This window comes from Parasphingopyxis sp., assembly GCF_028279465.1.
Classification (GTDB): domain Bacteria; phylum Pseudomonadota; class Alphaproteobacteria; order Sphingomonadales; family Sphingomonadaceae; genus Parasphingopyxis.
This window is the reverse complement of record NZ_JANQNS010000008.1, coordinates 145704-171443: the sequence shown is the minus strand read 5'-3', so window position 1 is coordinate 171443 and position 25740 is coordinate 145704. Positions and strand designations below refer to the sequence as shown.

Here is a 25740-nt window from a genome sequence, read left to right as displayed (position 1 = left end):
TATCCGATGATCCTGCTTCACTACCATCTGTTCAAAAATGCCGGCACGTCGGTCGATGCGATGCTCAAGGCAAATTTTGGCGAGGCCTGGGTCGAGCAGGAATTTGAAACCCGCGGCAGCGAGAGTAATTGCGACGCCGTACGCCAGTTTCTGGTCGAACGGCCACACATAAAGGCCTTGTCATCCCATACAGCTCTGATGCCGGTTCCGGAGATCGAGTCGGTCGAGATATTTCCAATCCTGTTCGTCCGACATCCGATCCTCCGGCTCAAATCCGCCTATGCGTTCGAGAGCAAGCAGGACGCGGACACACATGGGGCTCGATTGGCGCGATCGACAGATTTCAGCGGATACATAAGCGCGATGCTGGAACAGGAGAACGCTACACAGGCATGGAATTTCCAGACTACCCGATTGGCATATTGCCACTGCGGCGGCAGCGATGTGCCGCTGGAACGCGCGCAAAACGCGCTCCGCCAACTCCCCTTTGTCGGACTTGTCGAGGAATACGTCTTGTCGATCGACATATTGGTCGCGAAGCTCAAACCCCATATTCACGATTTCGAACCGCTATTGGCCCGTAAGAACGCCACGTCTGACGGTAGCGAAAGCGTGACTGCCCGGATCGCCGCCATTCAGACCGAACTCGGCGATGCACTCTTCGAAAGGCTTGTTCGCGCCAATTTCGCGGATCTGGCGATATATTACACGATCGCCGATCGCTATTTGAAGATCGCCGCCGAACAGAAAACCGATAGCGGCTAGACTGGCGTATCTGTCCTGGCAACATTGGCTGTGATGCGGCCCGTTGCGCTGGTTGGCAGCGTCGCGAGGCCACTCGGTGTAGACAATTGCGAACATTCTCCAACATGGTATGCGATTACGCCGTAGTCGTGGGATTCGGACCGCCTCCGCCTCGCACAGCAAATCGCAAAGACGCCAACGGAAGAATGATCGGATTCAGGCATGACTGAGCATATGCCCGCGCGGCGCGGGATCATTCTTGCGGGCGGTTCGGGGACGCGGCTTCATCCGCTAACCATCGCGGTATCCAAGCAATTGATGCCGGTGTTCGACAAGCCGATGATCTACTATCCGCTCTGCACGTTGATGCTGGCGGGTATTCGCGAAATTCTGATCATCACAACGCCGCATGATCAGGCACAGTTCCAGAATCTGCTCGGGGATGGCAGCCAGTGGGGGATCGAACTCCACTATGCCGTACAGCCTGACCCCAACGGCCTGGCCGAAGCCTTTATCATCGGGCGGGACTTTGTCGGCAATGCGCCTTCGACGCTCATCCTCGGCGACAATATCTTTTACGGTCATGGGCTGGAACCGCTCCTGCTCAGCGCCGATAGCCGGCGCGATGGCGCCAGCGTCTTCGGCTATCTGGTCAGCAACCCCGAGGCCTATGGCGTTGTGTCGTTCGACGATGAAGGGCGCGCGGAGACGATCGAAGAAAAGCCGGACAAGCCGAAATCCCATTATGCGGTGACCGGGCTCTATTTCTACGACGAGAATGTCTGCGAAATGGCCGCCTCGCTCAAGCCATCCGCACGCGGCGAGCTCGAAATCACCGACCTTAACCGGCTCTACCTGGAAGCGGGTACGCTGAACGTTGAAATGATGGGCCGTGGCTTTGCCTGGCTGGACACAGGCACCCATGGCGCGCTGACCGATGCGAGCCAGTTCGTGCGCATCGTTGAAGAACGGCAGGGCACCAAAATCTGCTGCCCGGAGGAAGTCGCCTGGTACAAGGGGTTCATCGACCGGGATCAGCTGCGTGACCTGGGCAATGGCTTGGTGAAAAGCGGATATGGCGAATATCTGCTGGAGATCGCCGGGAAGCCCGGCACATGAAGGTCGTCGATACCGACATACCCGACGTCAAGCTGATCGAACCGAAGGTGTTCGCCGACGATCGCGGCTTCTTTTTCGAAAGCTGGCGCGAAAACGCGATGGCCGAGTATGGGATAGCGGGGCCCTGGGTGCAGGACAATCACAGCCGGTCCGCCAAGGGTGTCTTGCGCGGCATCCACTATCAGGTCCAGCAGCCCCAGGGTAAGCTTGTCCGCGTGACGAGCGGGGCCGTGCTCGATGTCGCCGTCGACCTCAGACAATCCTCGCCGACTTTCGGCAAACATGTCGCGTTCGAACTCAGCGCCGAGAACAAGCATATGCTTTGGGTGCCGCCGGGCTTCGGTCACGCCTTTCTGACGCTCGAAGACGACACCGATTTTCTCTACAAATGCACCGATTATTTCGCGCCCGAACATGACCGGTCGATCCGCTGGGACGATCCCGATATCGGGATCAACTGGCCGCTTGCACCCGGCGAAACGCCAGATGTTTCGGACAAGGATGCCAAGGGCAAATGGTTTAAAGACGCAGAGCTGTATCCGTGAAAACCGTGATTTTCGGAGCGGGCGGCCAGCTGGGCCGCGCCTTGCGGGCGACCCTCCCCGAGAACGTTGCGGCGGAAAGTTTCCCCGAGGAAGAGCTCGATATCTGCTCGCCCAATGCGGTTGCGGCGGCGATCGAGGAAACCAAGCCCGATATCGTGATAAACGCGGCCGCCTATACGGCCGTCGACAAGGCAGAAAGCGAAACGGATACTGCCTTCCACGTCAATGCCGAGGCGCCCGGTCATATCGCGCAAGCCTGTAATGATGTGGGCGCGCGGCTGGTCCATGTCTCCACCGATTATGTGTTCGACGGCACGGGCGAACGGCCCTATCGCCCGGATGACCCCACCGGCCCGGTTAGCGTCTATGGCCGATCCAAACTCGCCGGCGAAGAGGCGGTGCAGGCGATCCTGCCCGACGCGCTGATCGTGCGGACCGCCTGGGTCTACGCCGCGGGCGGCGCGAATTTCGTAGTGACCATGTTGCGGCTGATGGCCGAGCGCGACGAACTCAACGTCGTCGCAGATCAGATCGGCGCGCCGACCCATGCCGACAGTCTCGCCCGCGCATTGTGGGCGCTCGTCGGCAACGAGGCTCAGGGTGTTTTCCATTATACCGATGCCGGCGAAACGAGCTGGCATGGCTTCGCGATGGCGATCGAGGAGCAAGCGCGGGCGATGGGCATGATCGACGGCTGCACCGTCCACCCGATCACTACTGCCGAATATCCGACGCCAGCCGCCCGCCCGGCCATGAGCCTGCTCGACTGCACGGCGACCTATGCGATAACCGGACCGGCAAAGAACTGGCGCGACGAACTGCGCAACATGCTTGACCAGCAAAAGGCCCTTTCATGAATACTATCCTCATCACCGGCGGCGCCGGTTTTATTGGAGCGAATTTCGTGCGGCACTGGCGGGCGCACCATCCCGAAGACGAAGTCATCGTGCTCGATGCGCTGACCTATGCGGGCAACCGGGAAAGCCTGGACGGGGTCGAAGGCATCGACTTTATCGAAGGCGATATTCGCGATTTCGACATGGTGTATAAACTTGTCGGCAATCGCGGCGTCGATCGCATCATCCATTTCGCCGCCGAAAGCCATGTCGATCGCTCGATCGACGGTCCCGACGTGTTCATCGACACCAACATCATCGGCACCCTGTCGCTGCTGAAAGCTGCCAAGGCGCATTGGCTCGACGCGGGCGGCGGGCGTCCCCATCGCTTCCACCATGTCTCGACCGACGAAGTCTATGGCAGCCTCGGCCCCGACGATCCGGGTTTCAGCGAGACGACACCCTATGCGCCCAATTCGCCTTATTCGGCCTCGAAAGCGGCGTCCGACCATCTCGTACGCGCCTATCACCACACCTATGGCCTCGAGGTCACGACGTCGAACTGTTCGAACAATTACGGGCCCTATCAATATCCCGAAAAGCTGATCCCACTGTTCATCCTCAACGCGCTGCACGGGAAGAATTTGCCGATTTATGGCGACGGACAGCAACGGCGCGACTGGCTGCACGTGACGGACCACTGCATGGGCATAGACCTGGTCATCTCGAATGGCCGGAGCGGCGAAGTCTACAATATCGGCGGCGGGGCGGAGATGCCCAATCTCGCCGTGATCGACACGATATGCGCGGCAGTCGATCAGGCATTCGAGACGAAGCCCGGTATCGCCGAAGCCTTTCCCGACGCTGCCGCCGCCAATGGCAAACCCAGCGAAACCCTGAAAACCCATGTCGAAGACCGGCTCGGCCACGATCGCCGCTATGCCATCGACGAACGCAAGATCGCCGGCGAACTCGGTTACAAACCCGCGCGCACGTTCGAACAGGGACTCGCGGAAACGATCGACTGGTATCTGGACAATGAAAACTGGTGGCAGGCGGTACTGGCGAAGGCCTGAGTCGTACGCCGATCCCGCCGCGATGGTGAGCTGCATCTACTAGACCGGTTGTGCAGTGCGAAGAATCGTATAGGTAGCATGATCGATGCGATAGGAACATGAATGTCAGACACGCCTGAATTATTGCTGCATATCGGCGCCGGAAAAACCGGTTCGACATCGATCCAGTTCACGCTCAGGCACAACGCGAAGGCGCTCATCGCGCAGGACTGCCGTTACGCCGGATTAATGCTGGAACAGTTGACGCAAGAGGGTCAGTTCGACTGGTCGGTAAATCGTGCGCCGCAAAAATATTTCCGGACCAAAGAGCCTGAACGCGTCGACGACGAAGTCTATACTTTCATGCGCGACAAGCTCGAACAGCTCGGCCGGAAAGGCTATCGCCAGGTCATTTGGAGCAATGAGGCCTTTTTGACCCGGCACGGCCGGATCATCCACATTATCAAGCGATTAGCGGACGATGGCGTTGCTGTTCGACCGGTCTGCTATGTTCGCCGCCATGATAAATGGGCACGGAGCGTCTATGTCCAGAATGCGATCAAGTTCAAGCCGTATCGCGGGCGTATCAAGAGCTTCGACGAATGGGCGCCTGATAGCATAACGGGGTATAGCGAGTCCCTGGCGAGATGGGCGCGTCTGTTTCCGAATATCGAAACCTATAATTTCGACGCCATCGATGATGTCGCGGCTCATTTTTTTGAGCTGGCGGGCTTGGAACCCGTACCAACCATCCGGGCCAATGTCGCGCCGTCCAATGCCGTTCTCGCCGCATGGGCGGTGTTCAACAACAAGTTTGCCGGCCAAGTGATGCCCACGGAGTTTCTGGATACCGGCAGACGGTTGGGCATCATGCCGAATGAAGATCGCAGCTGCCTGCCGATTGAAGATCTCTTGCCGTCGGTTGAGCAGCTTCAGAAGTTTCAGGACAGCCAGGCCGACGATCTCGAATATGTCAACACGCTGCTGACAGAGCGCGGCGAGCCCGCGCTCGAATTTCACCAACCCGAGGACAAGCCGAGAAAAGCCTCGGACTGGGAAATGAACCGTTTGCTCCTGCAGATGATCTATGCGCTGCAGGAACAAGTCGTAGAGTTGGAAGAGAAACTCGACCGGGTTTCAGCGGAGGAAAACGAATAAGGGACTCAGCGCAGGAGCTCAGACCGATAGAAGGCTAAGAGTCGATACCGGCGCATGCATCTATGTCGTTGAACTAAAGGTGCAAGACAAACGGTTTGAGTCGCGCGAATGCCTTGTGTCTAATCGTCGAGGCGCTGCGTTATATTGTGCCAGCGTTTATAATAATTGACGACATCGTCCTCTCCATAGAGGGACACAGCTTCGTCCACGCCAGCGAGGCCACGCTCCTCAAACTGGCTCAGAATATCCTCGATCTGACCCTTCACATCGCTCAACAGCAGATGCGTTTTTGAGTCGAAAAGAGCAGAAAATCCGCTGTCGACCAGATCACCGACCAGTTCGGCTTCAAAGTCCTGCAGTTCGGTTTTGACTTTCCTGCCCTGCTTCCGCTTGATCTGGTTGATCCGCATGACACGAGATTTTTCGAATGCGGTGGGGACTGCGGGCGCGACATGCTCCGCCATCCGCTTCACTGCCGAACGCCAGTCGTCGAGCAGACACTGGTGCGGCGCGATCAAGATATTGGCGTCGTCCGGTGCGTGCACCAAAGCGCGCAAGAGCGAAATAGTATCCATTATGGCAAATACGCCGCGCCGCCCTTTCTGCCATGGGTCCTTACGGTTCGCCGCCCGGGCGTTGTACGAGCGGGCAACCGCAAAAGGGTCGCGAACGCAGCTGATCGCCGGACAGTTATCGAGTTCGGCAAGAATGCCATTCAACCGATTGTAATAGTTGGGCGTTTTGTTGCCGAAGAACCGAATCTCGTCTCCTCTGGAAAGGACTTCGTCCTTGGATGTCGACCGCCATCGATCGTGCTCGAACGCGATAAACGCGTCGGGAACCGAAATCTCCGAATGATCGATATTGGGTGGAAAGACCTCGACGCCGCAATGGATATGCTGGGTCGCGGAAAGGTAGCGCGCGGTGGCACTCGTACCACCGCGCGGCATACCGAACACAATGAAATCGAGCTTATTGGTCATGGCCACGACCGACAGGTTGCAATGCCGGGATCAGATTCAATCTCCAGTCCGGCAGCGGTGACCGCACCAATCCACCGATTTTATAGGGCTGCCAAGCCGGCTTACGATTCTTCCTGAACCAGGCTGACGCCACGCGACTTCAGCTGCCGCAGCACCTTGTTCGCCTTCTGAACGAAGGGCGCTTTTTCGGCCTGATAGGCTTCCTGCTTCGCGGTCTGATCATCAAATTTCTTGTCGCCCTGCTCGGCGGACCAAAGGGCGCGCGCGAGTGCAGGACGGGCTTTTTTATCAGCGTCGGTCAATTCAATTTTTTCGGCCATTGTTGTACTCCTAAGCGTAAATTCATGGGAGTTCTAACCAAGCGTTTTTGAAATTGCAACGCGCAAAAAACCGCGAAAATCCGGTGTAGACGACGAATATCGAATTCAGTCACCAGCCCGGCTGAAACACCCTTGCCGACGCCAAAGCATAAGGATCCGAAAGTGGTACCGGGAACATATGGTGCCTATCATGGAAGTGTGTGATCCGCGCCAAATCATGGCTATGGCCACGTCCATCGGCATGGCGTCAGGTTGGTATCACGTGCCCGGTAAATCATTCTTCACGGACAATAGTATTTCGAGTAACGCGCTAAGAATGCCCGTTGTAGATATCGGAGCCAAGGCTCGATAGACTCGTGCCATAATCACCATTCTTGCCAATGGATCACGATGCGTAATTCGCCGAAGATAATCTATTTACATATCGGCAGTCCGAAGACCGGCTCCAGTTTCATTCAGTCGTCGTTGGCGAATGCGGAAAAGACGCTCGCGGATCATAAGATCCATTATCCGATCGACGAAACCGAATCGGAAAAGGCGCGAAACGGCCTCATAACGTCCGGAAATTTCTATCCGAAGCCTGGAGCATTCACCGCACTCATCGAGAGAGGCCGCCAATCGGACCTGCCCGGCTGGTTGATTTCCAGCGAGTCGATTTTTCAGCTCTTGGTCAGAGAAGGCTCTGGCTTCCTCGATCGCATTTCCGCCGAATGTCCTGACGCCGAGATCAAGACACTCGTGTATTTGCGTGATCCGGTCGATCATGTCGTTTCCGGTTACCAGCAACGCGTCAAACGCGGCGGTTTCACCGGCACACTGGCTGATTTCATGCAGTCCTACCGCTATCCTTCGGAGACGAAGACCGTGCTTCGTCAACTTCGCAAATGCGGCGCAGACACAACTGTCCTCAATTACACGCGGCACAAGAAGAATTTGCTCGCAACGTTCGAGAACTGGCTTGGGCTGGTGTCGGGCTCACTGCCGCGGCCCCCGGTGAATAATATCAACCGCTCGCTGACCAATTCAGAATTGAAACTGCAGCTTATTTTCAACGCACATTTCGGCGGCCTGGCGCGGCGATTTGTCAGCGACCCGCTTTGTCACGCTTTGCCGGATATCAAGTCCGAAACGCCGCCGCTATCGCGCGACGAGCTGACTGTCTTTCTCGAGCGCATGCATAGCGAAATGGAAGATCCCGAATATCTCGAACTGGTGCCGGCGGAAGAGCATCCGCGGCCCGGCGAAGCCGAGGACTATATCGCGCGGTTTTCCAATGAAAATCGGGATGACCAGTTCGTTTTTTCGGCCGATCAGATCCACGCCGTAGCCGAAGCGTTGAGCGATGAGCTGAAAAGATATGAGAAGCGCGCCGGACTCAGCACAGCGCCGGCAGGCACCGAACCCGAGAATTCCGATGAGAACCGGTCTATTTTCATCAAGGCGCTATGGCTCAGCGAGCAGGATGATCGCGCATTCGATAGCGCCGGATCGCGCGCGCTGGCCTTCAACGAAGAGCGGAAAGAAGCAGCCGAAAAAGCGGATATGGCATTGGGCGCGCTTCGATCGAAAGGCTTCGTGCTGAAACAATCGGCTTGATCGATACGCGCTTTTTCCGATCGGCGCCCGACTTTGGGGGGCGCCGAATCAGAACGATCTGTCATTGCGATCCGCGGCCGCGGGCCTCTCGACAAGCTAAGCCTGCACCTCGAGCCAAAGGCCACCGCCGGTCTGCGGAACCGGCTCGCCATAAGCTTCGGCCATCTGATCGCGATGATGCGTTCCAAAATAATTGTTGAAGAACACGATCTTGAATCTGTCATTATACATCAGGAATGCACGGACCGCGTAGATCTCGTTCCAGGACCGCCGGAATTCAAATACCCAGCTATCGGTATATTCGAACGGATAGTGGATATCATGGAAATGCACGAGCACGCCGGGTTTCAGGACGGGTAGAATCTCGAACAGTTCGAAACAGACATCGCTCCCGGTTTTCAGAACGTGGGTGGAATCGATGAAGAGAATGTCCCCCGCTTCCAAAGTGGAATAGAGCGCCGGATCCGTTGCTTCGACGGGACTCTCGATAATCGTGACTTTTTTCGCGTCGTCTTCCGTCAGATTTTCGCGCAATCGGGCGGGATAAGGTTCGACGCACATGACGCGCGTATCGAGCCCATCCCGATCGATCGCGTCGAGCATCGCAGCCGTTGAAAAGCCCGATCCGATCTCGATAATCTTTGCCGGCTTGTTGTGCGCGATGATCGCACTCAGCATGACCGCATCGCCGAGCGGGAAGAAGCCGTTGTCGTAATAGTAACGCAAACCGTCCGTCTTGTGCTCCGGAAATTTGTGCTTTCCAATGAACGGCGCGACTTGCTGGAACCGCTCTTGCAGTTCGGCAGCGCTGACATTGAGGGCGGGAAGCGTTTCGATTGACCTTCCGCGATCGATATTGAACCGGTCGCGTATAGCCTCCGGATCCACGATCGGCGAATAGTAGTGACCGGGGGGATGGCCCGGCACGACATGGCTATGCGCGGAGCGCTCTATTGAATTCTGAATCCGGTAAAAGACATCTTCAAACGAAAGGCCGTGCTCATCGAGCTGGGACGCCCAGTGTTTAAGTTCTTTCTCCCGCGGTTCCCGCAAAAGCAGGCACTGATACAAGCTCTTGATATGATCTTCGGAAGAATGCTGCACTTTGGCCATTTTTTACTCCAGGTCGACGCCGTTTCACCGGCGAGAATATCTATAGTGAAACCCAAACATATATCGCGATCTCCCGATCACGATAGTGAATGTCCATGATCGTCCAGCCATCGCTTATGCGATACGCCCACGATTACAGGCACTCCGATTATCTGTGCTGCCGGCGGCAATTAGATGCGCGCCGCCGAATCAAGTTGTACTACCTTAGGGTCCCGTTTCACGCCGAGCGATTCAATAATGTCCACATGCGCCTGCCAGGCCGCATCTACAGTGATCTCATCCTTGATCCCGGATCGCAAGCGATCCCATAAGTCCGCATTGCCGATACAGTCTTCGATAATGTTGGCGAGCCGCTCGGTCGACCCTGGCGGAAAGGACAGGCCATTCTTTCCGTCGACGATGCGGTCGTCGAGGCCGCCCGCGCGCGCCGCTATAACGGGCCGGCGCGCATCCCACGCTTCCGACACGACTAATCCGAAGGTTTCCGGCCATACCGAGGGCACGACCGCCCAATCGATCCCGGTCATGAGATCGAACACGTTGCGCCGCGAATAGGAGCCCATTTCGCGTACCGTGAGATTTTTGGGCGCGTCTTCGAGTATAGCTTCAATACGCGCCACATAGTCTTCGGACGCGTGCTGTTTATTCCCGCCGAAAATCTTGACCTCGATATCCTCCTTGACCCTGTCAGCGGCTACGCGCGCCGCCATCAGCAATATGTCGATCCCCTTCGCATCGACAAATTGTCCAAAGAAACCGAAGACGTTCAGCGACGCGCTCGCCTTAGGCGTCCAGTCGTCAGGCCGCACGCTCTTATGACCGTTCGGTACGACCGAAATATTGTCTTTCGGAATGCCCCAATCGACGAAGCGCTGTCGAAGGTACGCGGACGGCGCGATGAAATGATCGACGAGACCGAAGGCCCGCTTGAACATGCGCCGCCGCAATATGAATTCTTCCGCAGACCGGTCAGGAAAGCATTTCACGCACTGATCCGGTGATGAATCGTTGCAGATGCCGTTCTCGTGATAACGATAAAGCTGGCCGCGCGAATTACAGATCGCGACATATTCGTGCAGCGTGTAGATGATCTTGACGTTGGGCAGGATCTTGCGGGCCAGTTCCAAAAATTCGAGGCCGATCCAAATTGAATGATGTACATGAATGACGTCAGGCTGATGATCTTCGAGGAATCGGGCCACCGCCTTGTTGCGCCGTTGATCGTAGATCGTGTGGAAGAAATCGTCGAATTTCTGGCCGGCCAATATGTATTCGTTGGCGCTATCCGGAAGAGCCGTGATCGCGGAGCCGACCTTGGCATATTGCGGGAACATCTGACCATCGATGCCAGCGAGCATAACCGGATCGAAATTCGCATCGCGCACCGCCGCGTCATGAATATCCTTCGCGACGAACTGGGCGCCGCCACGCATCACGCGCGGATGATACAGCGAGACGCTTAAATACTTGATGGGGCGATCCGTCATAGTAGTGCCTGGTCCGAAACGATGTCGACTACTTGATCGCAGGACTCGAATTTCTTCGAAAAGTGCACGCGATTGAGCCACATGAAGGACCGGACCGAGGGCGACATGGCCTTGCCGACCCCTTCGAGGTGAATCCATCGCGCGTCGCGATCGACCACGATATCGCCACCTGCCGCGATCCAGCGCAGACAGAAATCAGCGTCTTCGTAATAGGCAAAGATATAATCTGTGGGCAGGCCGCCAAGCGCCCAAAACCGATCCTTGCGGACTTTCCAGAGCGCCGCGCTCACGATGCACGCGTCTTTGCGCACATTCATCAAGGCCCGATCGAGTCCCGCTTCGTCATCATCGATATGATGGGACAGACCCTTGCCGAAATGTTCGACACGAAGGGCGTTGCCTGTCTCTCCGGACCGGGAGTTCATCACCGTTTCCCTGACGACATACATGCCCGAATGCATGAGCAGCCCCTCGCCATAATAGAGAAGGCCGCCATGCAGGGCGTCGCCGGGGTCTGTCTTTAGAAAATTGAGCGCGGCTTCCTTGTCCTCGGCTGGTGGAAACACATCGGGATTCATGAAAATCAGCGTATCGCCGCGCGCCACTTCGGCGCCATGATTATTGCCGCCAGAGAAACCGGAATTGCCCGTACAGACGTATAGCGAGAGCCTGATATCGTGGATTTGGCAGAATGCGAGCACGTTGTTGACGAGGCCGACCGGGTCCGGAACCTGGTTGAGAACCACGATAACCTCGGCGCTGCCTTCTTTCAGGAAATCCGCGAGCTCAGTGAGCTGCACGAGCAACATTGCCGGCTTCCTGTATATCGTGATGATAATGCTCTGATCGACATCCGCATCGCCCCTTGTATCGACCATCTTGGCAAATTTCTGATTTGCCAGAACCGTTTTCCAGATCGGTTCGATCCGGTCATAGAGTTGCGCTCCGATCGCAAGCGTATCGCCAATCGGATGCGCCGCGAGAACAGCGCAGGCACCCAATGCCTGGTCAAGGAATTTTCCAGTCGAGAGCCAACGACTGGCGGGATCTTGATGGACCTTGAAGTTTCTCAGATAGAGATTGACCTCGGAATGCACAAAAAAGCTGTCTTCGGCCGGAATTTTCAGAATCGCAATAAAGCCATTGGCCGCTCCTTGATTGCCAAGCACTTCGTCGACATCCGGCCGAGCATACCAGCACACGCCATCCGTATCCAAATCGAAGCTTAGATAGCCAACTTCCATGCGAAGCTGCAGCGTTTGAATAATACGGCGGTCGGCCCAACCCGCGATAAAAATATCGCCTTGGTCGGAGCAGAAAAAATTCTCGATCTGAAAATAGCGATCGACCTGCACGCCTCGTAACTCGCCACGACCGTGCTTCTCATAATGTCGTTTCAGAGATTCTTCGTCTTCGCCGAACACATCGAGTAGATCGGCATTCGCCTGTGCATAATTCTGAAATTTGAACTCGCTCGGCATGGTTTAAGCGGCGTCTTTCTTCAACGATTCCGCGAGTATGTCCAAGCCGAAATTGTCATCATACTCAGACTCGTCATTCCGCAGCTTGAACTGCCGGCCCTCTCGAAAGCCGACAGAATAGAAATGCTCTCTGACACTGGCAAAACGTCCGTCTTCGACGGCTTTCACGACATCCTCATAGCGATTTGCATAATCGTCTTCGTCCAGTTCACACGCGAAGGGAATACGTTTCTCATAGATGCCCGCGGTGACAAAATGGTGAAACCCGGATTGAACAGCCCCTTGCGCGATGGCAGCCTCGACATCGGGATAGCGAGACAAATAGCCGTCCTCATCGAATGACGGTTTGACGGCTAGCTGAACAATGTAATGAAAAACGTCGGTCGGGACCGAGACCCTATCGTCGTCGGACTTTTCGATATCCATCAAACCGCGCGCCAACGCACACGCACGCGCCTGTTTAGAACTCGCGGACTTCAGAACTTTATCCCCCGATGTGCCGATTCCTTCTCTACTGCTTATTCGATCCCCGGTAAGTTGCAAGCGTGAACCGTTTTTGGGGATGGGTGGCGTGGCAATGTTTCGGAATAATGCTAACGAGAAGCAGAGGGTCGCAAAACAAGGGTCAACTTCGATGGCGGGGATAATTTATGTATTGGGGTCAACGCGTTCCGGCACGTCTGCCATCCGCAACGCGTTAGGTGAAACACAGTATAAAGGTTATGGCGAGGGGCATCTGGCCCCCATACTCGTTGATATGATCGCTACGATACGCCGGCACAATAGTTCGGGCCTTGGCCATGACGAGCCTGGGAACGGACTCTACAAGTTACGCCCCTTCGTTCTGCTGCGCCATTTGTTCCACGGATATGAGCGATATCTCGTCGAAGAGATCGGCTCGGAATACATCGTCGACAAAACCCCAACCATCACGCCGATACTAGCGGCGCCAGATCTGAACAAATTCCACAAGAATGTGAAATTCATTCATTGCTCGCGCCGCCATGTCGACAATATACATTCGAAGCTGAAGAAATTCCCCGAGAAGGACATCGCCCATCACACGCGGGAATGGGCGGACACCAATGCCGCCTGGCTCGATATCCGGGATGAGCTTGACGAAAATTTCGTAGAGTTCGATTTCCACCAGTTGGCCACCGACCCGGATAGCGTTGCAAAGTTGATCGGCGAATATATCGGCGTTGATGAGGATGTGATCGGCAAAATGGCAGCGTATCTGCACTCGCAGAGACCGGAAGCCGCGCCTGACCGCGATCTGACGAAATTCCTCAAGCTGAGCGAAGTGGATTGGAGCGATGAGGATAAGGCCGTCTTCACCTCCATCGCGGAAGACGTCGGCGAGCGCCTGGGTTACGGTTTCGAAGACTATTTCGCTTAGGCACCAGACCAAACGGCAGCAGACCGCCGGGTCGAACGAGTCCGAAAGGCCTGATCTACTCGATCAAGCCAGCCTCGCACAGCATCTCAGCCAATCCGGTCTCGATCGCGATTTCCGCGGACCAGCCGAGCTGGTCTCGCGCGCGCGCGCAACATAAAATATTCGAATGCACATTGGCGCCCAGCGCGACCTGCCTCGTTCTGATCGAGCGGCCCGTCATCTCCTCGATATGGCTGATCAGCTCGCGTACGGATACGCCGCGCCCGCTGCCGATATTGAGCGTCAGGCTCGGGTCCGAAAGATCGGTATCCACCGCCAGTCTCACGGCCCGGCACAGATCGTCCATGGCGATATAATCGCGCAACGCACTGCCGTCGCCGAACAGTTCGATCGTCCGGTCCTCCAGGATCGCGTCGATCAATATCGGAATAATGCCCTGGCCCGGCTTACGCACGAAACCGCCATAGGGATTGGACACCCGCAGCGAAATTGTCTCGGTACCGAACCTTTGGGACAGAAACGCAAAGGCCTGTTCGAGAAACAGATTGTAGAGGCCATAGTCATTTTTCGGCTGCGGCAGCACATTCTCACTTATCGGTAGCTTGTCCGTATCCCCATAGACCGTGCCGCCAGACGATATGAAGATAAGCCGCCCTCTCCATCCTCGAGCGATCAGCGATTCCATCATCGCGACATGCGGCCCGACTTCCCTATCGTAGAGTTCGTTGCGCGAGGCAAAGCTGATGCGCGGATCGGACAATCCGGCGCAATGAATAATCGCCGCATCCGTGCAATCGGCATCGAGCCAATCGCCATCGAACAGGTGGGACGTATGAACCTGCCGCGAATCGTCATCCGGCAATGCGGGAGACGGTTTGCGCGCAATCGCCCGAACGTCGCCGCCATGTTGATCCAGATATCGAACGATAGCGGACCCGATAAAGCCGGACGCGCCAGTGACATAAATTGTCATTTTCCAGCGTTCGCCCGCAATTCGGCTTTCAATCCATCGCAATAGCTGCACATCGGCCGCAACCGCCGCCGACTGTCGGGATCGAAATACGCGCCCGGCGCAATCCATGCGATAGTATTGACCGATCTCACCAACATACCCCCTGCTTCACGCGCATCGTCGACCACATCACGACGGAAAACAACTTTTTTCGCGGTGACGATATCCGTCATGTCTCGATGGAATAGCGTCGCCGCGATCCGGCTACGGAAATAGTCTCGGTCTATTGCGTGTCTCTGCCGAGCAGGATACTTCCCCGCGACCAGGGGCAGTCACTAGCACATTCCGTTGTTTTGCGCAGACGGCCCGCCCAATGCCCATCGTGTCCCGGAGAGTCTCTTGGCGCTGAAAATCGATGCTTGGAACTGGCATAAGGATGGCTGGCTGCAGACCGAAGGCGCGATCCGCGTCACGGGCTGCGAAGAGATCAGCATCAACCTGTACATACCCAATGCCGATGACTGGCCGGAGAATAAGCGGATAGCCATTTTCGACGGGCAATCGGTTCACCATGTCGAACTGCACCGTGGTAAGCTTCACGCGATGGAGCCGATCCATACGGTCGATGGCGATATCACGCTGCAATTCGTCAGCGAGTATCTCGATAATCCGGGCGCGCAGGATAATCGGAGGCTCGGCTTTCTTCTGAATATCGTCGATCCGCCGAAGGAGTCTTTCGAGATCGAGCGGACGATCATGCGCGACAGGCCCGCGCGCCTCACCACTACACATCCCGAAACCGATCTGATCCGTTACGCATTCGACGAAGAGCATTATTGCGCGCAGTTCGAGATGGGCGCGGCGCCGCACTATCCGATCCAGCACTATCTGATGCTCGGATGGATGATCGGCCGCGATCCGAACGCCGAATTCGCCAACGATGCCTTCATCGCATCGGCTGAATATGACGCGGCGAGCGGGCTCTCGCCCCTGTCGCAATATTGCCTGCAAAATGCGAAAACGAGCCGGATAGAGGAGAAGGACGAAGACCGCCGGCACCTCGACGCTATCTGGCGAGACTACATTGGCGCGGAGCTATACGATCGTAGGCCGAATTTCCGGTTCGACATCGACTTCTATCAGCGTGCTTATCGGGACCTCGAGATTCTCACCGCAAAGGAGCATTTTGATACGATCGGTCGGCGCGAAGGCCGGCCGCCGAACCGCTATCATCTCGCCCGGTCGACCATATCCAATCTGGACGGCAAAATTTCGAAGCTCGTACGGGACGAAGCGCTTGCCCAGGCCATTGTCGATGACATTCCCCATGCCGCCGAACTCGCCTTTGAACTGATCGGCCTTGGCGAACCGGTCGATCGGAAAGTCTCGGACTTCTCCGCAAAATATTATCGCGAAACCTACTCCGATATCGACAAGCCGGGTCTCGATGCCTGGCAGCATTATCTGTCCTATGGCTTCACCGAAGGCCGGTTCAGCCTCAAACAGCTGCGTGAAAACATGATCGACGGGGAGCAATTGTTCGACCCCGACCGCCCGACATGCCTGATCGCCAGCCATGATTTTTCGCGGACAGGCGCGCCTGCCGTCGCGCTCAAACTCGCGCAGGAGGCTACCAAGACCTGCAATGTCGTCGCGTTGTCGCTCCGCGACGGCTCGTTGTTGGACGATTTCGCCGCCACGAGTTCGGCTGTGATAGTCACCGAAAATCCAGCCGCCGATTTTCAGTATTTCGAGCACCCCGCTCTCGAATCCGCCGATTTTGCCATTCTCAATTCAGTGGAGAGCTTCGCCTTCATTCGCGAAATGGTCGCGCGCGGCGTTCCCTTCGGCTGCTATATCCACGAATATAAGCATTACACTTTTCCATACTACAAAACGAAGATCGCCGCGCTCTACTCCGACACCCTCGCCTTCTCATCCGAAAGCGTGCGGGATTCATGGGCGGGCGTTTTCGAGGACACGCAATTCGATGTGGATCGGGACTCCTATATCATTCCGCAGGAGCGGCTGCCCGATCCCAAGCTGAGCGCGAGCGATTTCGCGGCGGCCCGCGAACGCGTATCGCGGATCATTGGCGCAGACCTTACCGGCAAACGCGTGATCTATGGCGCCGGGCAAGCGCAGATGCGCAAGGGCACCGATCTGTTCATCGTCGCGTCGCAGCATGCTCGCGACATCGATCCGTCAGCCGTTTTCATCTGGATCGGCGACGGGCAGAATCATGAGGATATCCAGTTCGGCGCCTGGCTCGATTTCCAGATGCAACAGGCCGGCGCCAACGATCCGGACGGCAACCTCTTCTTCCTGCCCGCCGGCGATTATTATTTCGACGTGTGCAAGGCGGCCGACGCGATGTTCTTGAGTTCGCGGCTCGACCCGTTGCCCAATGTGGTCTTCGATGCAATCCGCTTCGCCAATCCCGTTATCATGTTCGAGAATGCCTCGGGATTCTGCGACGAGACCTATGCGCAATCGCCCTTGCTGGAAACCGTCCCTTATGGCGACTCATATACGGCCTGTAGACGCTTGCTGGCCCGGCCGACCAAGACCGAACTTTTGCAAGACGCGGGTGGCGCGATCGAACCAACCGGAACCGTGACCGGCGAACATGAGGCGCCGCCCTTCACCGTGATCCGGTCCAGGCTAGACGCCGCCGTCGATGCGCGCGGCCACAGCGCAGAAGGCGATGGCGAATTCGACGTGGCAGTCCTCTTCGCTGGAGATGACGAACATACAGCATTGCGAGCGCGTGAGCGCGCCAAGATCTGGCATCTTGGCCGCCGCATGATCTGGCGAAATCAGCAGGAAGCTGAGCAAGCGCTGAAAGACGAAGGCGAGTGGATGCATGCCCGTTCGCGAATCGTGGAGCAGCTCGCCGAAGCGCCCACGGCTAAGGACGCAGCGCCGGATTTCGCAGTTCATATGCATGCCTATTATGTCGGTTCGCTGGCGCAAGATTTGGAGAGCTATCGCGCCTTGCAAGATACCAGCCGATTAGTCTTTACGACCGACACAGATTCGAAAGCTGCGAGAATCCAGGAGATTGCAGACAGTGCCGGTCTCGATCCGGAGATTCGCGTGGTGCCCAATCGCGGACGCGACATCCTGCCTTTCATGGAGCTTATCGACAGCGAACCGTCGCTGGCAGACGCGGCGATCTGGTGCCACCTGCACCAGAAACAGTCGATCGGTTCCGCGAGCGGCGGCGCGCAGTGGCACCGTTTCCTGATGGAGATACTGCTCGGCGATCAGAACAACGTGTCATCCGCGCTTGGCGAGATTACGGATCGTGCGACCGGCCTCGTAACGGCGATGGACCCGCATATCGTCGGTTGGGAGGCATCTCGGCGCCAGCTTCCTCTACTCGAGACGCTGCTAGGCCGTCCCCTACCCGATAGCCCGGTGATGTTTCCCGTGGGCAATATGTTCTGGACGAAAACCTCGGTCGTCCGACGGATGAATGCGCTGTTCGGCGACGATTATGGTTGGCCGAACGAGCCGATTCCAAATGACGGAACCATATATCACGCGATCGAGCGCCTATGGCCGGCGGTGACCGTATTGAGTGATCTGGATAGCGTTTTCCTCAAAAATTCGGATGTGAAGCGGATCTGATGCGGTGACTGCGCAACGGGCGGGAACCGTACTGCGCTGGTCGCGATAAGAGCACGCCAAGTCACTGATGGGTTTCCATTTGCCGCAAAGCACAATATCGGACAGATGCGCCGTAACATAAGGTGCCGGGTCGATCGCCAGAGGTCGCGTTCGGGAAAGTCTGAAACATTCTATGCCACTAATCTCGCTTGACGGCCGCGAAGCGGTTCGAATTCGCAAGAAAAACGAATATGCGACCTGGGGATCGCGCAATACCGAGAACCGGGTCGAACCGATCGCCAATCCCGCCTTCGACGTCCCTTTTCAGCTGACGCCTGGCGAGAAGATATTCACGATCGGCTCCTGTTTCGCACGCAATGTGGAGAGCGAACTGATCCGGCGCGGATTCCGTATACCCATCCGCGAACTTTTCGAGCAGCCTAGTTTCAAAGGCCTCCCGCGAGAGATCGTCAACAATTTCGGTACGCCGTCGATCTTCAACGAATTTGCCTGGGCTTTTGGCGAGAAAATCTACGACGAAGAGAAGAGTATCCTCGAGGTCGGGAAGAACAGATATATCGATCTGCACATGGTCAACAGCATCAGGCCCGCGGCGCTCAAGACCGTGCGGCAACGCCGAAAGGGCCTGATCGACGCAACCCGCACCCTCGCGGAATGCAGAGTCATGATCATGACGCTCGGCCTCGTCGAGCTGTGGTGGGATACGGAAGCCCAAACCTATCTGAACACCGGCCCGCTCCCCTCCATACTCGAGAAGCATCCCGATCGATTTGCGCTGCATGTTCTGAGTTTCGAAGAATGCCATACCTATCTTCGCCAGGCGCTCGACATCGCATTTGCCAATGCCAAGGACGATCTCTCCGTCATTCTCACCGTTTCGCCGGTGCCGATGGTGGCTACCCACCGGCCGACCGACGTCATCGCCGCCAACACATATTCCAAATCCGTGCTGCGTGCGGTGGCCGAGCAGATCATCGCCGAAGACCCGAGGGTTTCCTACTTTCCGAGCTTCGAAACCGTATCGCTGAGCGACAGGAATTTCTCATGGACCGAAGATTTCGTCCATGTAAACAAGGATATGATCGCGCTGAATGTCGAGCGAATGGTTAACGCCTTTACTGGAAACAAAACGCTGGCATCCGCAATCCTGACCGAAGTGGATATCGAACCGGCGGAACCGGCTGAAGCGCTCCTGCTGGCGGAACGGGCACGGGAAGCACGCGCATCGGGGGACGGGGAGTTCTTTGAGGAGCATTCCGGCGCTGCAAAATCATCGCCGGCCTTCGCTCTGGAATATGCGAAGTTCCTTTACGAGACCCAGCGCCCTGCGGAGGTAATCGGCCTCGCGCGGAAAGATAGGCGTCCGGCGATGCAGGTTCTTGCCGCGCGCAGCATGATAGCCTCCGGAAAACCCGCACGCGCAAGGAATTTCATTCGGCCCCTGTGCCTCAGCGATCTGAAAGAAACCGATCATTGGGAGGCCTATGTCGAAGCCGCCATCGCGATGAAGTCCGAATCTACGCTGTTGCAGATTGAGAAGGAGTGGCTGAAGTTCCAGCCGCGCAACACGGGTTATGCCCAGGCGAGGATCGGCCGCGCTCTGCATGTTATGGGGCACTACGAAGCCGCAATCGATCGGCTGCTCCCGGCCGCCACCCTGCCCGATCGGCATATCGCGACCGTGATTTACTGCGCGGCATGTCTTCACGAATTGGGACGCAACGAGGAAGCGCAAAAGATGATCCGGGGGGTAAGCGGGAAATCGGATTGGCAACTCCGACAGATTCGGCAGATAAAGCAGCGGATCAAGCGCGCGCTCGACCATGAAAAACGCTAGAAACGCGATCGAACTTCGCCGATCGGCATCCTGGCGCATAAGGGGCAACCCGGAATGCCGCCGAATATGGTGAAATTGCACGACGCCGACCGGATGAGCCGGCGCGACATTGCCGTGCAAGACGGCGCGATTACGATCTGCGGGCCGCGCAAGGGCTGGATGTGGGTCACGGTTATCGCCAATGGCGCTGACGACCTGTCTCTTACGCCCGATCCCGGCAGCATGGATTTCCGCCGCACCCTTGCCGATGGTCGCCATATTTGGACTTGGCTGGTGGAAGCGTCGAATACTCCGGTCCGTCTCGACGGGTTGCACGGGGAAAACGATACAACATGCCTTTTCGGGACGCTGCCCGATCCGTTGGACGAATGGGTCACGGGTTCCGAGGCCGAGAGGCATGCGCTTGCAGAGATGCTCGGGGACATCTCGAGCGAAACACGGCCGGCGCAACCGCGCAGCGATGCGCTGTCGGACACCCATAATTTCGATCTTGCCCGCGGTGGAGCGGCCGTCGCCCGCAGCCTTGGCTTTGCAGAGATCCAAGTCGATCTGCTGAATGCCGCGCTGGCGATTCGGCAGTCGACAAATCTAACCCGGCTACTCTCTTACGCCAAGGCCAATGCATATGATTATACAGGCGCCATAGCCGCGGCGAAAACGGCGTTGGCTGCAAAGCCCGACCTCGCCGATGGTCCGTTCCGCGCGCATCTGGAGGAGTTGCTGGCCTATTGCGATCTTGCCGGCGAATTGCGGGATATCGCCGCAAAACGGCCGCGCACGCCGGCGCGCGGCACGACGATTGCCTATTGCCTGCACAATGCGCAGCCACATGCGCAGGGCGGCTATGCGATGCGCAGCCATGCGCTGGCCAGCGCTATCGTCGAGACCGGCCAGCCGCTGATCGCTTTCGCCCGGCCCGGCTTTCCGAGCGACGGCGAAGCATCGCCCGATGGAACGCCTGACACCGAACAGGTGGATGAAGTGCGGTACCGTTTCGAAAACGGTTTTGGCCGGCGCGGACGCGCCTATGGCTATATCGCGGACGCCGCCGATTATTTCGAAAAAACCTTTGCGGCGAATGAGATAGGGCTGGTGCATGCCGCGACCAATTTCTGGACGGGCCTGCCAGCCGCCATCGCAGCCTGCCGGCTCGGTCTGCCGTTCGTTTATGAGGTACGCAGTTTCTGGTCGATCACGCGGGATGCGCGCGAGCTCGGATTTTCCGAAAGCCTGCAAGGTCAGCGCGACGACGCGCTCGAAACCATGGTGCTCGCCATGGCCGATCAGGTGCTTACGCTAAACGAAGCGATGCGCGACAGGCTCGTCGAGATGGGTGTGGATGCCGACCGGATCACGCTCGCCCCGAACTGCGTCGATGCCGACCTGTTCGCGCCACACGCGCCGGATGCCGATCTGGCGGCACAGTTCGGCGTCGGCCCGAACGATATCGTGATCGGCTATATGGGGGCGATGCTCGGCTATGAGGGGATCGACCTGCTGGTCGATGCCGCCGCGCCGCTGATCCAGGATGACGAGCGCATTCGCCTGCTCATCGTCGGGGCGGATGCGGCCAAACGCACGCAAGCCGGTGCGATCGAATATGATCTCGAACGGCAGATCGAACGGCTCAGCATGGCGGAACATATCCGCCTCGTCGATCGCGTGCCGCCCGAAACGGCGCGGAATCTCTACACCCTTTTTGACATCTGCGCCTATCCGCGCCGTCCTCTCGAAGTCTGCGAACTCGTATCGCCACTGAAACCGCTTGAAGCGATGGCGATGCGCAAGACCGTGATCGGCTCGAGCGTCCGGGCGCTGCAGGACGTGATCGACCATGAGCGTACCGGCCTGATTTTCGACAAGGGCGATGTGGAGAGCCTGCGCGCCGTTTTGCACCGGGCAATCGGCGACGAAACGCTGCGCGCACGGCTGGGCGAAGCCGCGCGCGATTTTGTGCGAACCGAGCGCAATTGGGCGCAGATCGCAGAACAAGTCGGCACGGTTTATCGCCAGGCCGAAGGCGAAGACGCGCGAACCGCCGAAAAACTGCGCAAACTCGTCGATACGCATTTCGATGCGCCGGACGATGTTAGCGCCATCCGCACCGCGCTCGGTTCCGCCCGTTGACTGCGCCGTTAGCTCCGCTTTAGGCATTTTCCGCTAGGGGAGTTTAGGGAATTTGCACGGCGGAAACCGCCCGGGTTGGGGACATTCATGAAGATTATCATAGTCTTCGGCACGCGCCCCGAAGCGATAAAGATGGCGCCCGTCGTCAAGGCCTTCCGCGCCGACCCCGCCTTCGAAACGATCGTCTGTGTTACCGGGCAACATCGCTCCATGCTCGATCAGGTGCTGTCCCTATTCGATATCGCGCCCGATATCGATCTCGATATCATGAAAGCCGAGCAATCGCTGACCGATGTGACCGTCGGAACGATGACCGGGCTTGAGACCGTTCTGGCCGAACAGAAGCCCGACGCGATGCTCGTCCATGGCGACACGACAACGGCGATGGCGGCGGCGATGGCGGCCTTTTATGCTCAGATACCGGTCGGCCATGTCGAAGCGGGTTTGCGCACCGGCGACCTCTCCGCCCCCTGGCCCGAGGAAATGAACCGGCGGGTCGTCGACCTTGTCTCGCGCTGGCTGTTCGCGCCGACCGAAACCGCCGGCGAAGCGCTGCGCAAGGAAGGCGCTAATCCCACACATATCCATATTACCGGCAACACGGTGATCGATGCGCTGCTCTCTGTCGTCGGCGATATCCATGCCGATAGCGCGAAAAAGGCGGCGTTAGACGCGCAGTTCGATTTTCTCGACGCCACCAAGCGGCTCATCGTCGTGACGGGCCATCGTCGGGAAAATTTCGATGGCGGGCTCGAACGCATGTGCCAGGCGCTCGCGCAGCTGGCCGCGCGTGGCGATGTGGAGATCGTCTATCCCGTGCATCTCAACGAAAATGTTCAGCGCGCGGCGAATACTGTTCTCGCAGACACCAACGCGGTGCATCTGATCGAGCCGCAGGATTATCTGCCCTTCGTCTATCTGATGGACCGGGCGCATCTCGTGATATCGGATTCCGGCGGCATCCAAGAGGAAGCGCCGTCGCTCGGCAAGCCGGTGCTTGTCACGCGCGACGTCACCGAGCGGCCCGAGGCGATAGAGGCCGGCACCTGTCAGCTTGTCGGCACGGACATCGACCGGATCGTCAGCGCCGCGGCGACGCTGTTGGACGACGAGCAGGAATATGCACGCGTTAGCGCGATCAAAAACCCGTTCGGCGATGGCACTGCGGCCGCGCACATAGTAGAGGCGATGAAACATGCCGCGTGAATTCGAAACCATCTGCGTCGTCGGGCTCGGCTATATCGGCTTGCCGACCGCCGCGACGCTGGCCTCGGCCGGTTTCGCGGTCAAAGGCTGCGACGTCACCCCGCATATCGTCGAAGAGCTGAACGAGGGCCGCGCGCATTTCTCCGAGCCCGATCTCGACATGCTGGTGCGCGGCGCCGTCAGCAGCGGCCGCCTGACCGCCTATACAGAACCGCAACCCGCCGACGCTTTCATCATCACCGTACCGACGCCGATCCGTGACGATAAGTCGCCCGACATGTCCTATGTCGAAACCGCCGCGCGATCGGTCGCGCCGGTGCTGGCCGAGGGCAATCTCGTCATCCTCGAATCGACGAGCCCGCTGGGCGCGACCGAGTCCGTCGCCGATGTCATCCGCGAGGCTCGGCCCGATCTTGTCGATGGCGAGACGCTCAGCGTCGCCCTCGCCTATTGCCCCGAGCGTATCCTGCCCGGCCAGATGGTACGCGAACTCGTGCAGAACGACCGTATCGTCGGCGGACTGACGCCGGCCGATTCAGAATGCGCGCGCGATCTCTATGCGAGCTTCGTGCGCGGCGAGATTCACATGACGGACGCCAAAACGGCGGAACTCGTGAAGCTGATCGAGAATGCCTATCGCGACGTGAATATCGCTTTTGCCAACGAGGTCGCGAATATCTCCGAAGCGCATGGGCTCGATCCATGGGAGGCCATCGGGCTCGCCAACCGGCATCCGCGCGTCAATATTCTCAACCCCGGCCCGGGCGTCGGCGGCCATTGCATCGCGGTCGATCCCTGGTTCCTGATTTCGAACAATGGCGATCTGACCGGCCTGATGGCCGAAGCGCGGCGCGTGAATGATGGACGGCCCGAAACGGTTCTCGAGAAAGTTCGCGCTGCGGCGGCGGAAACGGGATCGAAGAAGGTGGCCTGCCTCGGCCTCGCCTTCAAGCCCGATGTCGACGATCTCCGCGAGAGTCCTGCGATCGATATCGCCGTTGGCCTCGCCGAAGAAGGCTTTGAAATCTGCGCCGTCGAACCGCATGTGAATGCGCTGCCGGAGAAACTCTGGCGGCACGATTCCATCCGGCTCGCGGGTTTCGAGGAGGCGCTGGCCAAGGCCGATATCGTCGTGCTGCTCGTCGGCCATAAGGCGTTCCGCAATCGCGCGGCGGATGCGGACGGCAAGACGGTAATCGATACCGTCGGGCTTTGGAGATAGCCGCACCATGCCGCCCGATCAGAAAGACATCATCGAGCTCCGCAAGAAGATAACGGCGGGCGAGATCGATCCGCGCGCCTTTTTCGAGATGCTGAACCAGCACAGCCATAACGGCCTGATCGGCGTCCAGTTTGTCGCGAACGCCGATAACTGGGTCGAGCTCGCGATCGATTATGACGAGAAGCTGATCGGCGATCCGCGCACCGGTATCCTCGCCTCGGGTCCGATCATCAGCCTATGCGACATGGCGTCGGGCATGTGCGTGATGCTGACGACGGGCAAGTTCCTGCAGACCGTCACCATCGACCTGCGCGTCGATTATCTCCGCCCCGCCAAGGTCGGCAACCGGGTGACGGGCCATATGGAATGCTACAAACATACCCGCAATGTCGCGTTCGTGCGCGGCTATGCGCATGACGGCGATGCCGACAGCCCGATCGCCAATGTCACCGGCACCTTCATGTTCCTGGGGGCACCGCAATGACGCTGACGCTGCCGCCCTATGCCGAGGCGCTCGGCATCGAACCGACGCGCGACGATGACGGCCGGATCGTGCTGACCATGGCGTTCGGCCCGCATGTACAAGGCCGGCCGAAGTTCCTCCACGGCGGCGCGATCGCGGGCCTGCTCGAGATCGCCGCCTTCGCGACCCTCTGGGATGCGTTGGGCGAAGAAGAACCGCGGCCGCAGACCAAGCCGATCACGGTGACGACAGATTTCATGCGCGGCGGACGCGAGCGACTGACCTATGCAGCCGCGACCATTTCCCGGCTCGGCCAACGCATGGCCAATGTCGAAAGCTTCGCCTGGCAGGAAAGCGAGGACAAGCCGATCGCCGCCGCGCGTATGAACTTCCTGTTGGTTCGGGAGTAGAGTCTTTTTGGACTCGACCCTGCGGTCGAGCGCCGCACCGGCGAAATTCTT

Annotated in this window: 23 protein-coding genes and 1 pseudogene; 15 read left to right on the top strand and 9 right to left on the bottom strand. The window is 58.0% G+C overall.

The window, feature by feature from the left end; genetic code table 11:
• Positions 1 to 6 precede the first annotated feature (6 nt).
• The 6 genes from Q0974_RS05090 (at position 7) to Q0974_RS05065 (ending at position 5457) form a co-directional block, all read left to right on the top strand.
• Positions 7 to 765, top strand: a complete 759-nt coding sequence (locus Q0974_RS05090; protein WP_299323397.1) for a sulfotransferase family 2 domain-containing protein — start codon at positions 7 to 9, stop codon at positions 763 to 765.
• A 201-nt stretch (positions 766 to 966) separates the two neighbouring features.
• Positions 967 to 1863: a glucose-1-phosphate thymidylyltransferase RfbA gene (rfbA, locus tag Q0974_RS05085; RefSeq protein ID WP_299323394.1), complete on the top strand. Its 897-nt coding sequence runs from the start codon at positions 967 to 969 to the stop codon at positions 1861 to 1863.
• The gene (gene rfbC / locus Q0974_RS05080) at positions 1860 to 2408 is read left to right on the top strand and encodes a dTDP-4-dehydrorhamnose 3,5-epimerase (protein WP_299323392.1); all 549 of its coding nucleotides are present in this window, start codon (positions 1860 to 1862) and stop codon (positions 2406 to 2408) included. Before rfbA ends, rfbC begins: the two co-directional genes overlap by 4 nt.
• Complete coding sequence (rfbD, locus tag Q0974_RS05075) at positions 2405 to 3265, top strand: dTDP-4-dehydrorhamnose reductase (RefSeq protein ID WP_299323390.1); 861 nt, start codon at positions 2405 to 2407, stop codon at positions 3263 to 3265. The genes rfbC and rfbD overlap by 4 nt, the downstream gene beginning before the upstream one ends.
• Positions 3262 to 4320 (top strand): dTDP-glucose 4,6-dehydratase, encoded by a 1059-nt coding sequence (gene rfbB / locus Q0974_RS05070; RefSeq protein WP_299323389.1) that lies wholly within the window; start codon positions 3262 to 3264, stop codon positions 4318 to 4320. The genes rfbD and rfbB overlap by 4 nt, the downstream gene beginning before the upstream one ends.
• A 102-nt stretch (positions 4321 to 4422) precedes the next feature.
• Entirely contained in the window at positions 4423 to 5457 is a 1035-nt protein-coding gene (locus tag Q0974_RS05065; protein ID WP_299323388.1) for a hypothetical protein, read from the top strand.
• Between the two features lie 119 nt (positions 5458 to 5576).
• Here Q0974_RS05065 and Q0974_RS05060 read toward each other — a convergent pair whose 3' ends face one another.
• Positions 5577 to 6440, bottom strand: coding sequence for a sulfotransferase (locus Q0974_RS05060; protein WP_366943578.1), 864 nt, complete (start codon positions 6438 to 6440; stop codon positions 5577 to 5579).
• Between the two features lie 101 nt (positions 6441 to 6541).
• Positions 6542 to 6760, bottom strand: coding sequence for a hypothetical protein (locus Q0974_RS05055; protein ID WP_299323385.1), 219 nt, complete (start codon positions 6758 to 6760; stop codon positions 6542 to 6544).
• A 390-nt stretch (positions 6761 to 7150) separates the two neighbouring features.
• Here Q0974_RS05055 and Q0974_RS05050 point away from each other — a divergent pair, with 390 nt between their 5' ends.
• On the top strand, positions 7151 to 8356 hold the full coding sequence (locus Q0974_RS05050; RefSeq protein WP_299323383.1) for a hypothetical protein: 1206 nt from the start codon (positions 7151 to 7153) through the stop codon (positions 8354 to 8356).
• A 96-nt stretch (positions 8357 to 8452) separates the two neighbouring features.
• Here the strand turns inward: Q0974_RS05050 and Q0974_RS05045 are convergent, their stop codons facing one another.
• The 5 genes and pseudogenes from Q0974_RS05045 to Q0974_RS05030 all read right to left on the bottom strand — a co-directional run bounded on the left by Q0974_RS05045 (position 8453) and on the right by Q0974_RS05030 (position 12863).
• On the bottom strand, positions 8453 to 9283 hold the full coding sequence (locus Q0974_RS05045) for a class I SAM-dependent methyltransferase (protein ID WP_299323380.1): 831 nt from the start codon (positions 9281 to 9283) through the stop codon (positions 8453 to 8455).
• A 30-nt stretch (positions 9284 to 9313) separates the two neighbouring features.
• A pseudogene (locus Q0974_RS16275) lies at positions 9314 to 9469 on the bottom strand (DUF4214 domain-containing protein); the annotation flags it as partial.
• Positions 9470 to 9639: 170 nt separating this feature from the next.
• A complete protein-coding gene (locus Q0974_RS05040; protein WP_299323378.1) occupies positions 9640 to 10956 on the bottom strand; it encodes a glycosyltransferase in 1317 nt (438 codons plus the stop codon).
• The gene (locus Q0974_RS05035; RefSeq protein WP_299323376.1) at positions 10953 to 12437 is read right to left on the bottom strand and encodes a glycosyltransferase; all 1485 of its coding nucleotides are present in this window, start codon (positions 12435 to 12437) and stop codon (positions 10953 to 10955) included. The genes Q0974_RS05040 and Q0974_RS05035 overlap by 4 nt, the downstream gene beginning before the upstream one ends.
• 3 nt (positions 12438 to 12440) lie before the next feature.
• Positions 12441 to 12863: a hypothetical protein gene (locus Q0974_RS05030; RefSeq protein WP_299323373.1), complete on the bottom strand. Its 423-nt coding sequence runs from the start codon at positions 12861 to 12863 to the stop codon at positions 12441 to 12443.
• Positions 12864 to 13014: 151 nt separating this feature from the next.
• On the opposite strand from Q0974_RS05030, the gene Q0974_RS05025 reads away from it, so the two are divergent.
• Complete coding sequence (locus Q0974_RS05025; RefSeq protein ID WP_299323725.1) at positions 13015 to 13836, top strand: sulfotransferase; 822 nt, start codon at positions 13015 to 13017, stop codon at positions 13834 to 13836.
• A 55-nt stretch (positions 13837 to 13891) separates the two neighbouring features.
• On the opposite strand, the gene Q0974_RS05020 is transcribed toward Q0974_RS05025, so the two are convergent.
• Positions 13892 to 14809: an NAD-dependent epimerase/dehydratase family protein gene (locus Q0974_RS05020; protein ID WP_299323370.1), complete on the bottom strand. Its 918-nt coding sequence runs from the start codon at positions 14807 to 14809 to the stop codon at positions 13892 to 13894.
• Positions 14806 to 15021: a hypothetical protein gene (locus Q0974_RS05015; RefSeq protein WP_299323368.1), complete on the bottom strand. Its 216-nt coding sequence runs from the start codon at positions 15019 to 15021 to the stop codon at positions 14806 to 14808. Before Q0974_RS05015 ends, Q0974_RS05020 begins: the two co-directional genes overlap by 4 nt.
• 166 nt (positions 15022 to 15187) lie before the next feature.
• Between Q0974_RS05015 and Q0974_RS05010 the strand changes: the two genes are divergently transcribed.
• From Q0974_RS05010 to Q0974_RS04980, 7 genes are all read left to right on the top strand, one after another.
• Positions 15188 to 18424 (top strand): rhamnan synthesis F family protein, encoded by a 3237-nt coding sequence (locus tag Q0974_RS05010; protein WP_299323365.1) that lies wholly within the window; start codon positions 15188 to 15190, stop codon positions 18422 to 18424.
• A 172-nt stretch (positions 18425 to 18596) separates the two neighbouring features.
• Positions 18597 to 20261, top strand: a complete 1665-nt coding sequence (locus Q0974_RS05005; protein WP_299323363.1) for a GSCFA domain-containing protein — start codon at positions 18597 to 18599, stop codon at positions 20259 to 20261.
• Positions 20262 to 20327: 66 nt separating this feature from the next.
• On the top strand, positions 20328 to 22388 hold the full coding sequence (locus tag Q0974_RS05000; RefSeq protein ID WP_299323360.1) for a glycosyltransferase family 4 protein: 2061 nt from the start codon (positions 20328 to 20330) through the stop codon (positions 22386 to 22388).
• 87 nt (positions 22389 to 22475) lie between these two features.
• Positions 22476 to 23594 carry a non-hydrolyzing UDP-N-acetylglucosamine 2-epimerase gene (gene wecB, locus Q0974_RS04995; protein ID WP_299323358.1) on the top strand — a complete coding sequence of 373 codons (1119 nt, stop codon included), beginning with the start codon at positions 22476 to 22478 and terminating at the stop codon, positions 23592 to 23594.
• A complete protein-coding gene (gene wecC / locus Q0974_RS04990) occupies positions 23584 to 24816 on the top strand; it encodes a UDP-N-acetyl-D-mannosamine dehydrogenase (RefSeq protein ID WP_299323355.1) in 1233 nt (410 codons plus the stop codon). The genes wecB and wecC overlap by 11 nt, the downstream gene beginning before the upstream one ends.
• A 7-nt stretch (positions 24817 to 24823) precedes the next feature.
• On the top strand, positions 24824 to 25300 hold the full coding sequence (locus Q0974_RS04985) for a PaaI family thioesterase (protein ID WP_299323352.1): 477 nt from the start codon (positions 24824 to 24826) through the stop codon (positions 25298 to 25300).
• Positions 25297 to 25689 carry a PaaI family thioesterase gene (locus tag Q0974_RS04980; RefSeq protein WP_299323350.1) on the top strand — a complete coding sequence of 131 codons (393 nt, stop codon included), beginning with the start codon at positions 25297 to 25299 and terminating at the stop codon, positions 25687 to 25689. The genes Q0974_RS04985 and Q0974_RS04980 overlap by 4 nt, the downstream gene beginning before the upstream one ends.
• Positions 25690 to 25740: the final 51 nt, after the last annotated feature.

Excerpts from the sequence above, each read along its gene's own strand:
- Q0974_RS05090 (WP_299323397.1), top strand. The coding sequence starts at position 7 with ATGATCCTGCTTCACTACCATCTGTTCAAAAATGCCGGCACGTCGGTC.
- rfbA (WP_299323394.1), top strand. The coding sequence starts at position 967 with ATGACTGAGCATATGCCCGCGCGGCGCGGGATCATTCTTGCGGGCGGT.
- rfbC (WP_299323392.1), top strand. The coding sequence starts at position 1,860 with ATGAAGGTCGTCGATACCGACATACCCGACGTCAAGCTGATCGAACCG.
- rfbB (WP_299323389.1), top strand. The coding sequence starts at position 3,262 with ATGAATACTATCCTCATCACCGGCGGCGCCGGTTTTATTGGAGCGAAT.
- Q0974_RS05065 (WP_299323388.1), top strand. The coding sequence starts at position 4,423 with ATGTCAGACACGCCTGAATTATTGCTGCATATCGGCGCCGGAAAAACC.
- Q0974_RS05060 (WP_366943578.1), bottom strand. The coding sequence starts at position 6,440 with ATGACCAATAAGCTCGATTTCATTGTGTTCGGTATGCCGCGCGGTGGT.
- Q0974_RS05055 (WP_299323385.1), bottom strand. The coding sequence starts at position 6,760 with ATGGCCGAAAAAATTGAATTGACCGACGCTGATAAAAAAGCCCGTCCT.
- Q0974_RS05050 (WP_299323383.1), top strand. The coding sequence starts at position 7,151 with ATGCGTAATTCGCCGAAGATAATCTATTTACATATCGGCAGTCCGAAG.
- Q0974_RS05040 (WP_299323378.1), bottom strand. The coding sequence starts at position 10,956 with ATGACGGATCGCCCCATCAAGTATTTAAGCGTCTCGCTGTATCATCCG.
- Q0974_RS05035 (WP_299323376.1), bottom strand. The coding sequence starts at position 12,437 with ATGCCGAGCGAGTTCAAATTTCAGAATTATGCACAGGCGAATGCCGAT.
- Q0974_RS05030 (WP_299323373.1), bottom strand. The coding sequence starts at position 12,863 with ATGGATATCGAAAAGTCCGACGACGATAGGGTCTCGGTCCCGACCGAC.
- Q0974_RS05025 (WP_299323725.1), top strand. The coding sequence starts at position 13,015 with ATGTTTCGGAATAATGCTAACGAGAAGCAGAGGGTCGCAAAACAAGGG.
- Q0974_RS05020 (WP_299323370.1), bottom strand. The coding sequence starts at position 14,809 with ATGACAATTTATGTCACTGGCGCGTCCGGCTTTATCGGGTCCGCTATC.
- Q0974_RS05015 (WP_299323368.1), bottom strand. The coding sequence starts at position 15,021 with ATGACGGATATCGTCACCGCGAAAAAAGTTGTTTTCCGTCGTGATGTG.
- Q0974_RS05005 (WP_299323363.1), top strand. The coding sequence starts at position 18,597 with ATGCCACTAATCTCGCTTGACGGCCGCGAAGCGGTTCGAATTCGCAAG.
- Q0974_RS05000 (WP_299323360.1), top strand. The coding sequence starts at position 20,328 with ATGGTGAAATTGCACGACGCCGACCGGATGAGCCGGCGCGACATTGCC.
- wecB (WP_299323358.1), top strand. The coding sequence starts at position 22,476 with ATGAAGATTATCATAGTCTTCGGCACGCGCCCCGAAGCGATAAAGATG.
- wecC (WP_299323355.1), top strand. The coding sequence starts at position 23,584 with ATGCCGCGTGAATTCGAAACCATCTGCGTCGTCGGGCTCGGCTATATC.
- Q0974_RS04985 (WP_299323352.1), top strand. The coding sequence starts at position 24,824 with ATGCCGCCCGATCAGAAAGACATCATCGAGCTCCGCAAGAAGATAACG.
- Q0974_RS04980 (WP_299323350.1), top strand. The coding sequence starts at position 25,297 with ATGACGCTGACGCTGCCGCCCTATGCCGAGGCGCTCGGCATCGAACCG.